Genomic DNA, 13,720 nt, shown 5'->3' with positions numbered 1-13,720 from the left:
CCAAGCTCGATTCAAGCTGCAGGCGCCGCGACCAGCCTCACGCGCGTGATTTCGGAAGGCGCGCCGAGGCGCTTGGGCGGTCCCCAATAGCCCGTCCCTCGACTCGTGTACACCCAAAGTCCGTTGAATTTCACGAGACCCGACACGAACGGCTGCTGCAGCTTGACGAAGAAGTTCCACGGAAAGAACTGTCCGCCATGTGTATGCCCCGACAGTTGCAGCGTGAAACCCGCATCGGCGGCGGCGGTCGCGCTGCGCGGCTGATGGGCAAGGAGCACGCGCACGGTGGCATCGGCGGGAGCGCCTTCCATCGCTTTAGCCGGGTCGCTCCGGTGCGCGGGATCGAAGCTGCCCGCGCCGTAATCGGTGACACCGGCGATCACGGCTTGCGCGCCGTCGTGGTTCAGCACCACATGCTGATTGAGCAGCACATTCATGCCGAGCCGCCGGAATTCGACGATCCACTTGTCCGCGCCCGAGTAATACTCGTGATTACCCGTGACGAGGAACGCGCCGTGCCGCGCGCTCAATTCCGCGAGCGGGCGTGTATGAGCAGCGAGGTGCGGCACACTGCCATCGACCACGTCGCCCGTCACCGCGATCAGATCCGGCTGCAACGCATTGACGGCCGCGACGATTCGCTCGACATAGTGCCGCTTGATGGTCGGGCCGACGTGGATATCGCTAATCTGCACAATGGTGAAGCCTTCGAGCGCCGCCGGCAAATTGTCGATGGGCACGTCCACGCTCTTTACCGGCGCGCGCTTTCGCGCGTTGTAAAAGCCGGCGACGGACGAGAGCAACGCGAGCAACGGCACGGCCAGCGCACTCTCGGCAACGAAGCGGGGCGAGCCTATGGGCGTGCCGCGCAGCCAGTCGAACACATGCACGGACAGCAGCACGAGATCGCGCGCGAAGGTCAGCAGCAGGAGCGACGAGAAGAAGCCGAGCGCGGTCAGTCCGAACCAGGCGAGCCGATCCGCAAGCGGTTGCTTTTCGATCGATCGCGCGGACATGCCGAGCGGAATCAAAATCAGCGAGGCGACGAGCAGTGCGCTGGCAAGCGCCTTGAGCGCCGGGCCGACGGGCGCATCGGGAATGAGCCGCACGCCAACGTAGATATGAAAGAGAACACCAATGCCAATGAAGCGGATAAAAAATGCCGAACGTCGCATAACGCCCCTAAAAGGTCAAAAATGCGGCGGGCAAGAATACGCGTGACGCGTCGGCGCGTCGAATATACGCGTCGTTGCCCTGAGCCGGTCCTGTCGATCGATTCTACCGGTTCGGGGCCATATCCGCCGTGGGCGTGCGTCTGGGCGTAGCCGTCTGCATGATATCGTCGAGCGAATTTGTTTGGACTACCGATGTGCAACGAGGAGTGATCAAATGAAATCAGGCTTTCGCGCGCTTTCTCTCTTTCCGATGACGGCAATCGTCGTGGCGTCCGGCACCGCTTTCGCTCAGACCAACGACGCATTGACGAACCAGGCGCGGCAGGTCATCGGCGCGGCGCAGCCTATCCACGTTCAAGCCGTCATTACGGGCATCGACCCGTCGACGCGCACGCTCATCGTGCATGGTCCGCGTGGCGATTCGACAGTGCTCGTCAATAAGGAAGTGACGGGTTTCGATCAGCTTCATGTCGGCGACAAGGTCGATGTCCAGTACAAGAACGCTTTGCTTTCGAACGTGGAAAAGGTAACGGGCAAGGATCAGGGCCTGCGCAAGCGCGTGGACACGCAAACCTATTCGCCCGCTTCGGGCGCGAACGGCGCAAGCGGCTTCGATTCATCGCGTCAGGTCGAGATTCTCGCCACGGTCGTGAGGGTCGACAAGAAGCACCACACCGTCACGCTGCGCGGACCGTGGCGCACCGAGACCATGGACCTTCCGCCCGATGTCGCAGCCGACAACCTCAAGAAGGGCGACACCGTGCATGCGGTGTTCGTTTCCGCGGCTGCGGTGAAAGTGACGCCCGTCGCGGCATCGAAATGAGCGAAGGCCCCGGCGTTAAACACGCGCGGGGCCTTCGCTCGGTGCATCGGCTAAAAATCAGACCTGCAGGCACAGATACTTGATGACGACGTAATCGTCGATGCCATAGTGCGAGCCTTCACGGCCCAGTCCCGATTGCTTGACGCCGCCGAACGGCGCGACTTCGTTCGAGATCAGGCCGGTGTTGATTCCGACCATGCCGTATTCGAGCGCTTCCGCCACGCGCCACACGCGTGCAATGTCGCGGCTGTAGAAGTATGCGGCGAGTCCGAATTCGGTGTCGTTGGCCAGGCGAATGGCTTCGTCGTCGGAAGAGAATTTGAAAATCGGCGCGAGCGGGCCGAACGTCTCTTCTTTCGCCACTTGCATGGCCGGCGTGACGCCGGTAAGCACGGTCGGCTGAAAAAAACCGTGGCCGAGCGCATGCCGCTTGCCGCCGGCCGTCAGCGTCGCGCCTTTGGCCAGCGCATCCTCGATATGCGCTTCCACCTTCTTCACCGCCGCTTCGTTGATGAGCGGGCCGAGCAACACGCCGTCATCCGTGCCGCGTCCAACCTTCAGGTCGCCTACAGCCGTCGCCAGTTTCGCGGCGAACTCGTCGTAGACGCGCTCGTGCACATAGAAGCGATTCGTGCACACGCACGTCTGACCACTATTGCGATACTTCGATGCAATCGCGCCTTGCACCGCCGCGTCGACATCGGCGTCTTCGAACACGAGGAAGGGCGCGTTGCCACCGAGTTCCAGCGTGACTTTCTTGACCGTAGGCGCGCTTTGCGCCATCAGGAGACGGCCTACCGCCGTCGAGCCTGTGAACGAGAGCTTGCGCACGGTCGGGTTGCCCGTCATTTCGCCGCCGATGGCTTTCGGGTCGCCGGTCAGCACGCTCAACACGCCCTTCGGCACGCCCGCGCGCTCCGCTAGCACGGCCAGCGCGAACGCGGAGAATGGTGTGGCCTCGGCCGGCTTCACGACGATAGGACAGCCCGCCGCCAGCGCCGGACCGACCTTGCGCGTGATCATCGCTGCCGGGAAGTTCCACGGCGTGATCGCCGCGCACACGCCGATTGGTTCCTTCGTCACGACAATGCGCTTGTCCGCGGCGGGCGTGGCGAGCGTGTCGCCCGCCACGCGCTTGCCTTCTTCGGCGAACCATTCGATGAACGAAGCCGCGTAGACGATCTCGCCCTTCGCTTCGGCGAGCGGTTTGCCTTGTTCGGTCGTGAGGATGAGCGCAAGGTCGTCGGCGTTGGCGATCATCAGGTCGTACCAGCGGCGCATGATGACCGCGCGTTCCTTCGCGGTTTTCTTGCGCCATTCGGGCCACGCGGCGTTGGCGGCCGCGATGGCGCGGCGTGTTTCGCTCGCGCCCATTTGCGGAACGGCGCCGAGCGATTCGCCGTTTGACGGATCGAGCACGTCGAAGGTGGCGCCGTCATCGGCTTGCTGCCATTCACCGGCGATATACGACGCGTGACGAAGCAGTGCCGGGTCCTTGAGTTGGTCTTTGAGGCTCATTTGCTTGCGATTCCTTCTTGAGATTTCTGCATTCAGCATACGACGAAGGGGCGAACCGTGCTCAAGCCGCGGCGGCGATGGTTTCGCTCAACACTTCGTCGAGAATGCCGAGGGCTTCGTCGAATACAGGCTCCTGGATAGTGAGGGGAAACAGGAAGCGCACGACGTTGCCATACACGCCGCACACGAGCAGTAACAAACCGCGTTCCAGCGCGCGCGCCTGCACGCGCCTGGCGAAATCGGCATCGGGTTCGTGCGTGCCGGGCTTGCAGAACTCGGCGGCGATCATGGCGCCCGGACCGCGCACATCGGCGATCTGCGGCACGTCCCGACGAATCGCTTCGAGCTTGGCTTTCAGCTTGTCGCCGAGCATGTTGGCGCGTTCGCAGAGTTGCTCTTCGTCGATGATATCGAGCACCGCGTGCGCCGCCGCCACCGCGAGCGGATTGCCCGCGTAAGTGCCGCCGAGACCGCCTGGCGCCGCGCTGTCCATGATGTCCGCGCGGCCCACGACGCCCGATAGCGGCATGCCGCCCGCAAGACTCTTCGCGATCGTCATGAGATCGGGAACCACGTCGTAATGCTCCATCGCGAAGAGTTTGCCGGTGCGCGCGAATCCCGTCTGCACCTCGTCGGCGATCAGAAGAATGCCGTGCTCGTCGCAGATCCGGCGCACGCCGCGCACGAAGTCCGCGGGCGCCGGATTGAAGCCGCCTTCGCCTTGCACGGGTTCGAAGATGATCGCCGCGACGCGCTTGGCTTCGATATCCGCCTTGAACAGATGCTCGATGGCGCGCAGCGAGTCCGCCACCGATACGCCGTGCAGCGCGTTGGGAAACGGCGCGTGATAGACGTCGGCGGGGAACGGCCCGAAACCGATCTTGTACGGCGCGACCTTGCCGGTGAGCGCCATGCCCATCATCGTGCGGCCGTGAAAGCCGCCCGTGAAGGCGATCACGCCGGGCCGCCCGGTTGCCGCGCGCGCGATTTTCACGGCGTTTTCGACGGCCTCCGCGCCGGTCGTGAAGAACGCGGTCTTCTTCGGCGCTTGACCGGGCGCACGGGCGCTAATTTTTTCCGCGAGGGAAACGTAAGATTCATAAGGCACGATCTGATAGGCCGTATGTGTGAAGCAGTCGAGTTGCGCGCGCATGGCCTCGACGATCTTAGGATGCCGATGCCCCGTGTTGCACACCGCGATGCCCGCCGCGAAGTCGATGAAGCGGCGGCCTTCGACGTCCCAGAGTTCCGCGTTCTCGGCGTGCGCCGCGTAGAAGTCGCACATCACGCCGACGCCGCGCGGCGTGGCGGCATTCTTGCGGGCCTGAAGGTCCGCGTTGGTGGCCCGAGTGACGTTGGCGGGCGAGGTTTGAGGAAGTTTGGACACGGCGAAGTTCTCCTTGGGGCGCGGCGCGCGGTTGCATCAGTCGGATTCAGAGCCGACTATAGTTAAATTTGGCTCTCCTGGTCAGAGCCATTCCGATGCATCCAATGGAGCCAATTCCACTTGGTTCGCCGCCATCCTAGCGATCGAAATTGGCAAAAAATCGCGCGGAAGTGGCACGCGACGCGCGACTGGAGGATCATGTGCGCCGTTCGTGTTTCCGTTTTCCGTTTCGATTCAGCCAAGGTTCCTGCAAATGACCCGACTCTTCACCGAACTCGCCGATCTTTCCGACGATGCGCCCGCGTTGCGCGAGATCCGTCACGACATCCACCGCCATCCCGAACTCTCGTTCGAGGAGACGCGCACCTCGGCGCTCGTCGCGCAGAAGCTCGAAGAGTGGGGCTGGGAAGTGAGCCGGGGAATCGCCGGAACGGGTGTCGTCGGTACGCTGACGGCGGGCGATGGCACGAAGCGCATCGGCCTGCGCGCCGACATGGACGCGCTGCCGATTCACGAGCAGACCGGCAAGCCGTACGCGAGCGAGTCGCCGGGCAAGATGCACGCGTGCGGCCACGACGGCCATACGACCATGCTGCTCGGTGCGGCACGGCATCTAGCGCGCACGCGGCGTTTCAATGGCACGGTGCATCTGTATTTTCAGCCGGCGGAAGAGCACGGTTTGCCGAGCGGCGCGCAACGCATGATCGCGGAGGGGCTCTTCGAGCGCTTTCCTTGCGATGCCGTATTCGGCGTGCACAACCATCCGGGCGTCGCGCCCGGCACGTTCCTGTTTCGCAAGGGGCCGTTCATGGCGGCGTGCGATCAGGTGTCGATCGAGATCGAAGGCGTGGGCGGGCATGCGGCGCGTCCGCATTTGAGCGTCGATCCGGTGGTGGTGACGGCGAGCATCGTGATGGCTTTGCAGACTATCGTCGCGCGCAATGTCGATCCCGCGCAACCGGCCGTCGTCACGGTCGGCTCGATGCACGCGGGCACGGTCAACAACGTGATTCCGAATCGCGCGACGCTCGAACTGTCGGTGCGCTCGTTCAGCAAGCCGGTGCGTGAGTTGCTCAAGCGCCGTATCTGCGAACTCGTGGATGCGCAGGCGGCGAGCTACGACGCAAAGGCGACGATCAAGTATCTGGAAGGCTATCCGGTGGTCGTCAATTCGGATGCCGAAACGGAATTCGCGGCGCAGGTGGCGCGCGAGTTGGTGGGTGCCGAGCACGTGGTCGACCACACGGATTTGCTGATGGGCAGCGAGGACTTCGCGTTCATGATGCAGGCGCGGCCGGGGACGTTTTTGCGCATCGGCAACGGCGCGGGCGAGGACGGTTGCATGGTTCACAACCCGCACTACGATTTCAACGACAGGAATCTGCCGGTCGGGGCGGCTTATTGGGCGCGATTGGTGGAGCGGTTTTTGGAGCAATGAGCAGCCGACGATCCAGAACCGCACCACGATTTCGGTGATGAGAATCCGCTGGTCGGAACGGCTTATCGGGCGCGGTTCGTGGAGCGGTTTAATAAGAGTAAGCGGCCGATAATTCAGCCTTGGAGCGATCGCCTTCACTATGCAAGCGACGGCGATTGCTTCAGCCATTCAAGAAGCAGCGCAACCCATACCTCGACAATCCGCGCCGATCCACTCCTCAAGCCGGCAAATGAAAACTGCCGATTGCCTCCCGCAACCCATCCACCTGATCCTTCAACGAATGCGCCGCAGCCGCTGCTTCTTCCACTAGTGCCGCGTTCTGCTGCGTGACCTGATCCATCTCGACGACTGCGCGATTCACCTGCTCGATGCCCGCGCTTTGCTCGCGCGATGCATTGCTTATTTCATCGAGAATCTCGTTCACACGACGCACCGACGACACGATCTCGCCCATCGTCGAACCGGCGTTCGTCACGAGCGACGCGCCTTCCTGCACCGTATGCGTCGACGTCTCGATCAGCGCCTTGATTTCCTTGGCCGCCGTCGCCGAACGTTGCGCGAGGCTGCGCACTTCCGCCGCCACGACCGCAAAGCCGCGTCCTTGTTCGCCCGCGCGCGCCGCTTCGACCGCCGCGTTCAACGCCAGGATATTGGTCTGGAACGCAATGCCATCGATCACGCCGATAATGTCGCCAATCTGCTGCGAGCTTGCCGTGATACGCGTCATCGTGTTGATGACTTCGTCCACCACGCCGCTTCCGCGCGTCGCGACATCGGCGGCCTGACCCGCAAGGCGCGCGGCCTGCGCGGCGCTCTCGGCGTTGTTCTTCACGTTGGCCGTCATCTGGTCCATGCTCGATGCGGTCTCGACCAGCGCGGCCGCTTGCTCCTCGGTGCGCTGCGACAGATCGGTGTTGCCCGCCGCGATTTCCGACGCGCCCACGTTGATGTTTTCCGTGCCGTTACGCACACGCGACACCGTCTCGACAAGGCCGAGCTGCATCACCGAAAGCGCGTGCAGGAGGCTCGATGTATCGCCGGCACGCACCGGCACGGCGGCCGTCAGATCGCCACGCGCAATGCGATGCGCCGCATCCACCGCGAGTTCCAGTTCGCCGCCCAGATTGCGCTTGATGCTGCGCAGAACGACGAGCATCGCGGCCGTCGCGATGGCGCCGAGCAGCATCGTGATGGCAAGCCAGCGCAGTGCGCTTGCATAGAATGCGCTCTGCACGTCGTCCATATACATTCCGGTGACGACATACCAGTCCCACTGGCCGAAACGCTGCGCATACGAGAGCTTCGCCACGGGCTTGTCGCTGCCTGGCTTCGACCACAGATAGCTGATGAAACCGCCGTCCGGCTGATCGCCCGCCTTGACGATATCGACGAACAAGTGATTGCCCGCCGGGTCGGTGTATCCCGAAAGATCCTGCCCGTTCATGGCGGGCTTGATCGGGTGCATGACCATTTTCGGCTTCGAATCGTTGATGGAAAGATAGCCATCCTTGCCGTAGCGGATCGTGCCGATGACATCCAGCGCGCGCTTCTTGGCTTCTTCTTCGGTGAGGGTCTTGTTGGCGGCGAGCGCCGCGAAGTGCGTGACGACGGCATGTGCCTCGTCGACCAGCGTCTTCAACTGTTCCTTGCGATCCTCGATCATCGAAGTGCGGTTCTGCCATGCTCCGATAATGCCGATCGCAATCAAACCTATCCACAGCACGGCGATCATCGAGCCGAGCTTTTTGTTCAACGTCATTCCATTCATTTGTGCGCCCCGCAGTCTTTTTACGTTGTCCTAGACGGTGCGGCGACGCGCGCGCCGCCGCATGCCCCTCTTACGGCATACGGCGCGGCAAATGTAGGGTGGGGGTTTCCCCGGTGTCAGAAACGCCGGATCGGGTCCTTGTCCGGCGGGGCATCAGGATGCTGCGGCTCGTCCGGGCGATGCCCCGGCGACGGCGGCGTGAGCGGATCGGCTTCCGGATCGCGGTTCGGATCGGCGATCGGATCGGGAACGGGACTGGTTTGCAGATCGAATTTCATGGGAATTCCCGAATGGCGTCAGGCCGCGTCGTGTTCGACCGGCATGTGCAGTGTGAAGGGCGTGCCGGGGTGCGCGCGCCGCGTATCCGACAGTTCGGCGCGTGCCCGTTCGATGATGGCCTCGCTGTCCGTGCCGCGCGGATGCTCGTCGAGCACGATATGCGGCGTGCCGAGCGCACGTGCGGCGGCGGCGGGCGAAGGCGCGATGGCATCGTCGGAAAGGAGCAGGCGGGCGTCGGCGATCAGGCGCGGCAACGTGCGCGGTGCCACGGCGCCGGCCAGAAAAAGCGCGGCGGTTTGCATCGCGCCCAGGACGCCGGCCGTGCGCTCCGGATCGGGCGCGTCGCCGATGATCGCGATCTGCCAGCCGTCGGCGTTCAACTGATCGGCAACGTCGGCGTATTGCTGCGCGGACCACGCGGGCGTCGCCTTGTGGCTGCCTGGATGAATCAGCACCAGACGCTCGCGCTCAATGCCATGAAACGCCACGAGTTCGTCATATTGGGCGTCGGACAACGGCGAAGCGGCAGGCGAGTCCGCAATCAGCGAAGGCGCCAGGTCGTCGATCAGGGGAGAAAACGGGTTGGCTCGCATCTGCGCTCCTGCAAGGCCGTGGCCTCGATGGAAAAATCGTGAAGTCGGCCAAGCGTGAGCACGGGACATGCCCGGCTGCGCCTCACGCCGGGATTTACGTCGCGCGCACGCGCACCGGAACTGCCTTCGCCGCAGGCACCTTGCTGCGTTTTGCGTGGTGCGCAAGCGGAATCAGCGGATTGCATTCCGGGTAATAGCCCATCGCGCAGCCGGCCGGAATATCGAATGCATGGGCCCGCAATCCGTCGATACTGCGCGTCACGTCATCGCTGGATACCGTCGTCACGGTGATCGTCTGATCTTCCGCGATGTTCAGCCGCGCCATGTCGTCACGGTTCATCAACAGCACGTCTCGGGTATTGAAGACGCCGCGAAAGCGATCGTCAAGCCCGTACACGGTCGTATTGAACTGGCTGTCGCCGCGCGTGGTCATGAGCCGCAAGGTGCGCTCGCCTTCGAAAGACATGTCCGGATCTTCGCCCATGCCCTCCGGCGTGATGAAATTCGCCTTGCCGTTCTTCGTCTTCCACTCGCGTTTGGCCGCCGGAATCGGCCGATGAAACCCGCCCGGCTGCGACATGCGCGCGTTGAATTCGTTGAACTGATCGGGATAAGTCTTCTCGATCGCCTCGCGCACCAGCGAATAATCGGCCGTCCAGGCGTCCCAGTCGACCTTGCCGCGACGTCCTTGCAGCGTGGCCTTGGCCAGTCCCGCGACGATCGCGGGCTCCGACAGCAACGTCTTGCTCGCGGGTTCCGCGAAGCCCTTCGACGCATGGACGCACGCGGTGCTGTCCTCGACCGTGACGATCTGCGGGCCGCTCGCCTGCTGATCCACCTCGATACGCCCGATGCAAGGCAGCAGATATGCCGCACGCCCGTGCAGCAGATGGCTGCGGTTCAGGTGCGTGGCAATTTGCACCGTCAGCGGCACGTTTTGCCACGCCGGTTCCAGCACGTGATGATCGGGCGTCGCGCGCGCGAAATTGCCGCCGAGGCTGATGAACGCATCGAGTTCGCCGTCGCGCAGCGCCGCGCAGGCATCGACGGTGGACATGCCTTCGTCGCGCGGCGGCTCGAACGCGTACATTTCCGCGAGCTTGTCGAGCGGCACGAGCGCCGGCTTCTCCGTGATCCCGACCGTGCGCTGACCCTGCACGTTGGAATGGCCGCGAATCGGGCAGATACCCGCGCCCGGCTTGCCGATGTTCCCGCCTAGCAGCATCAGATTCGTCAGCATCTGCACGGCGAGCACGCCTTCGCGATGCTGCGTGATGCCCATGCCGTAGAGAATCATCACGGCTTCGGCCCGCGCATATTCGGTGGCGGCGGCTTCGAGCGCGGCGCGCGTCAGGCTCGATTGCGTTTCGATGTCGCTCCAGTCGGCGGCGCGCATCGCGGCGGCGAAGGTATCGAAGCCGTGCGTGTGTTCGGCGATAAAGGCGGCGTCCAGCACGCGCGGCGTCTGGTTTTCTTGCGCCAGGTCGTCCGCTTCGATCAGCGCCTTGCACAAGCCCGTGACCGCGGCAATGTCGCCGCCGATCTTCAGTTGCAGATATTGCGTGCTGATGGCGGTCTGGATCGGCGACAGCATTTCCACCGGCGACTGCGGATTCGCGAAGCTCACGAGCCCGCGTTCCTTGATCGGGTTGAAGGTGATGATGCGCGCGCCGCGCTTTCTCGCTTCCTGCAAGGGATGCAGCATGCGCGGCGCATTCGTGCCGGTGTTGTGCCCGAAGAAGAAAAAGCAGTCGGTGTGCTCGAAGTCGTCGAGCGTCACGGTGCCGACCGGCGCGCCGATGGTCTCCGGCAGCGCCACCGACGTGCTCTCGTGGCACATGTTCGAGCTGTCCGGCAGATTGTTCGTGCCGTAAAGCCGCGCGAACAACTGGAACATGTACGACGTTTCGAGCGATGCGCGCCCCGACGTGTAGAAGACGCTGCGCTTCGGCCTGGCGTCGCGCAGCATCGCGCCGATTTCGTCGAAAGCCTGTTGCCACGGAACTGGCACGTAACGGTCGGTGGCGGCGTCGTAACGCATTGGCTCGGTCAGGCGGCCTTGCGATTCGAGCTCGAAATCGGTCCACGCCGTCAATCCCGCGAGCGTGTGATGCGCGAAAAAATCCTGATCGATCCGCTTCTTCGTCAATTCCCACGCGGTTGCCCGCGCGCCGTTCTCGCAAAATTCGAAGAGATGCGGATCGGCCGGCTTCGCCCACGAACAGCTCACGCACGCAAAGCCGTCCGGCTTGTTCTGATGCAGAAGAATGCGCGCGCCGTTGAGCGCGACGTGTTCGTTGACGAGTGCCGAGGTAACTGCCTTGACCGATCCCCAGCCGCCCGCCGGGTGATCGTACTTTTCGATATGCGGCAGTTTGCTCATGCTTGGCCTCTCCCGTGAATGGTCCGTTCGCTTCACATTCAGCAAGAAACAGGCACAGCGGCGCGCTTTTAATGAAAAGAAAGCCGCCGCCCTGCATGGACAAGGCGGCGGCTTTTCGGTTCACTTTTTGTCCTGGCGCGGGTGCCGGGACTTATCTTCCGGTCAGGTTTCCGGATTACCGTCTTCTGCCGGTAGCGTCTTCGGAATGAAGGCTTCGGCGCGGCGGCGAATGTCGTCCACCTCGCCGGTCACGAAAGTGCGGTTGTCGGCGGCGAGCGCTTGCTGATACTGCGCGCCTTCCGGCACGCGATGCAAAAGCGCGCGCAATTCGCCCTGCGTGGTTTGTTCGACCGGCTCGAAGCTGTAAAGCCCGAGCATGAGTTCGGCGCGCTCGTGCAGCAGAAAGAGGCACGAGGCGAAAACGCCGACCGCGATCACTTCCTGCACGCCGAAGCGGAATTCCTGCTGCACCGACGAAAACGGCAGCCACGCGACGACCAACAAGCCCAGCAGCGCCAGCACGATGGTCGCGTTCAGGAACATGCCGGCGCGGGCAATGACGCGCTCGCGCTCGGTTTGCAACTGCCCGGCCGATTTCGGCACGAGCGCGGTGATGGATTGTTGTTGGCGGAGTGCTTCGAGGGGAAGAGCGGCCATGGATGTGTCGTCGGAACGATTCGTGAGTGAGCGCCAACAGGCAAAGAGCGGCGCGACACGGGTATAACGCATGGCTTACAGGAAGGTTGACGGCGCTTTCGTCTTGTTGCGTCCTGTTTCTTCTCGTTGCAATTGGGGTTTGTGATACGCGGCTTGCACGAATGCTAGCGCGTCCGATCCTTCACCGGCGTGCGGATGGTCGCGGTGCCTTCGGCGATCTGCCGCGCGAACACGAGCGCCTCGACGATGGTGCCGAACACTTCGCCGCGAATCTTTTCGTCGGTTAGCCGCAGCAAATACGACGGATGATAGGTCGGCACCACGATGCGCCCCTTGTGCTCGATGGTCTTGCCGAGATACTCGGACAGCGCCGTGCGATGCCCCGTCAGCGCCTTGAGCGCGGTGGCGCCAAGCGCCACGACCACTTTCGGCGCGATCCGCGTCAGTTCCTCCTCCAGCCAGAACCGGCAGGCCTCGCGTTCGCGCTGTCCGGGCGCAACGTGCTGCCGCTCATCGCCATGCGGGTCGAATTTGAAGTGCTTCACCGCGTTGGTCAGATAAAGCGTTTCGCGCGCGAGTTGCGCCTCACCGATGGCCTCGTCCAGCAGCTTGCCCGCCGGACCGACGAACGGCTTGCCTTCGCGGTCTTCGTTATCGCCAGGCTGCTCGCCGACCAGCATGACGCGCGCGTTCGCCGGACCGATTCCGGGCACGGCCTGCGTCGCGTTGCGCCAGAGCGAACAGCGTTTGCACGCGTCGAGCGAGGGCGGCTCCTTCAGCGACGTGCCCTGAAGCGGCTCCAGATCCGTGTTGAGGGCCACTTCCATGTCCGCGGGAACGTTGCGCGGATGCCGGTCGCGCCGCGAATAAGGATCGGCGCGCGAGATCAGCGTGGGATCTGCGCGCTGGTTTTCCGGGCTCTTCCAGTAGCGCACCGGCATGTGCGATGCCACTTCGGCGGCATTTTCCACCGCCGACGTAAAGGTGCTTTCGTAATAAGCGAGCCACAGCGCTTCGATGGCGTCTCCGCTCACGGCCTCGCCGCTCATCGCGGTATCGCCGAAATCCATTGGCTTTTCTTCCGGGTCGCTCGTGCGGTCCACCCGCAGCAGCGCGCCGTCCCAAAAGGCCGCGCCGTGCGGCGTCGCGATCATCCACGTGGCGCTGCCCATGCGCGTGGCGAAGTGCATGGCGGCGTGCTCCAACAGGTCGTGCACGGGCTCGCACCAGCTGATGAACTCGGGCGGTCCGAGCGACGAATCGCGATGCCTGAAGCGCAGCACGCGACGCATCTCGTTTTCCTCGGCCTCCACGGCTTCGATCATGTGTTGCAGGCGCTGCCCGTCGGGATCGTCCGGCGATACGACCGCGCGATCGCCCTGGGTCCAGCGCCACAACACCTTGTAGAGAAACATCCAGCGGGCCGGCGTGCGATAGCAGGCGGCCGTTGCCAGCATCGCGAGGAATTCGCGGGCGATCTTCACGGGCTTGGGCGCGTCGGGGTTCTCGGGGCCGGGCGGCGGTCCGTCGATGCTGCCGAACACGGTTGCCGAGGAATCCGATTCCAGCCATACGACGTCTTCCGGCCGCGCGCCTTCCATGAGGAGCGTGCGCGCGGCGGAGCGCCAGGCGGCGAAGGACGGATCGAAGACGACGCTTTTCATCGAAGAGAGGAAGCCGGAAGGAACGAAAAGTACTG

11 protein-coding genes are annotated in these 13,720 nt (G+C 63.6%); 2 read left to right on the top strand and 9 right to left on the bottom strand.

Annotation, left to right across the window (positions count from 1 at the left end):
- Positions 1-11: 11 nt before the first annotated feature.
- Positions 12-1,175, bottom strand: coding sequence for a metallophosphoesterase (locus NCR98_RS18420; RefSeq protein ID WP_250526885.1), 1,164 nt, complete (start codon positions 1,173-1,175; stop codon positions 12-14).
- A gap of 214 nt (positions 1,176-1,389) precedes the next feature.
- On the opposite strand from NCR98_RS18420, the gene NCR98_RS18415 reads away from it, so the two are divergent.
- Positions 1,390-1,998, top strand: a complete 609-nt coding sequence (locus NCR98_RS18415) for a hypothetical protein (protein ID WP_250510243.1) — start codon at positions 1,390-1,392, stop codon at positions 1,996-1,998.
- A gap of 57 nt (positions 1,999-2,055) precedes the next feature.
- Here the strand turns inward: NCR98_RS18415 and NCR98_RS18410 are convergent, their stop codons facing one another.
- On the bottom strand, positions 2,056-3,516 hold the full coding sequence (locus NCR98_RS18410) for an NAD-dependent succinate-semialdehyde dehydrogenase (protein WP_250467406.1): 1,461 nt from the start codon (positions 3,514-3,516) through the stop codon (positions 2,056-2,058).
- Between the two features lie 61 nt (positions 3,517-3,577).
- Positions 3,578-4,903: a 4-aminobutyrate--2-oxoglutarate transaminase gene (gabT, locus tag NCR98_RS18405; RefSeq protein WP_502799765.1), complete on the bottom strand. Its 1,326-nt coding sequence runs from the start codon at positions 4,901-4,903 to the stop codon at positions 3,578-3,580.
- A 253-nt stretch (positions 4,904-5,156) separates the two neighbouring features.
- Between gabT and NCR98_RS18400 the strand changes: the two genes are divergently transcribed.
- On the top strand, positions 5,157-6,341 hold the full coding sequence (locus tag NCR98_RS18400; RefSeq protein WP_250526884.1) for a M20 aminoacylase family protein: 1,185 nt from the start codon (positions 5,157-5,159) through the stop codon (positions 6,339-6,341).
- A gap of 217 nt (positions 6,342-6,558) precedes the next feature.
- On the opposite strand, the gene NCR98_RS18395 is transcribed toward NCR98_RS18400, so the two are convergent.
- The 6 genes from NCR98_RS18395 to NCR98_RS18370 form a co-directional block, all read right to left on the bottom strand.
- Positions 6,559-8,100 (bottom strand): methyl-accepting chemotaxis protein, encoded by a 1,542-nt coding sequence (locus tag NCR98_RS18395; RefSeq protein WP_250526883.1) that lies wholly within the window; start codon positions 8,098-8,100, stop codon positions 6,559-6,561.
- 125 nt (positions 8,101-8,225) lie between these two features.
- Positions 8,226-8,387 (bottom strand): hypothetical protein, encoded by a 162-nt coding sequence (locus NCR98_RS18390; RefSeq protein WP_244829287.1) that lies wholly within the window; start codon positions 8,385-8,387, stop codon positions 8,226-8,228.
- 18 nt (positions 8,388-8,405) lie between these two features.
- Entirely contained in the window at positions 8,406-8,981 is a 576-nt protein-coding gene (locus tag NCR98_RS18385) for a glycosyltransferase family 9 protein (RefSeq protein WP_250510240.1), read from the bottom strand.
- Positions 8,982-9,075: 94 nt separating this feature from the next.
- A complete protein-coding gene (locus NCR98_RS18380; protein WP_250526882.1) occupies positions 9,076-11,364 on the bottom strand; it encodes an FdhF/YdeP family oxidoreductase in 2,289 nt (762 codons plus the stop codon).
- Between the two features lie 162 nt (positions 11,365-11,526).
- Entirely contained in the window at positions 11,527-12,021 is a 495-nt protein-coding gene (locus NCR98_RS18375) for a hypothetical protein (RefSeq protein WP_250467402.1), read from the bottom strand.
- Positions 12,022-12,185: 164 nt separating this feature from the next.
- Entirely contained in the window at positions 12,186-13,685 is a 1,500-nt protein-coding gene (locus tag NCR98_RS18370; RefSeq protein ID WP_250467401.1) for a UdgX family uracil-DNA binding protein, read from the bottom strand.
- Between the last annotated feature and the right edge of the window lie 35 nt (positions 13,686-13,720).

It is taken from the genome of Caballeronia sp. GAWG2-1, assembly GCF_023631405.1.
In the GTDB taxonomy this organism is placed as follows: Bacteria; Pseudomonadota; Gammaproteobacteria; order Burkholderiales; family Burkholderiaceae; genus Caballeronia.
Note: the sequence above shows the minus strand (reverse complement) of the source record. Positions and strands in the feature narration are given on the sequence as shown.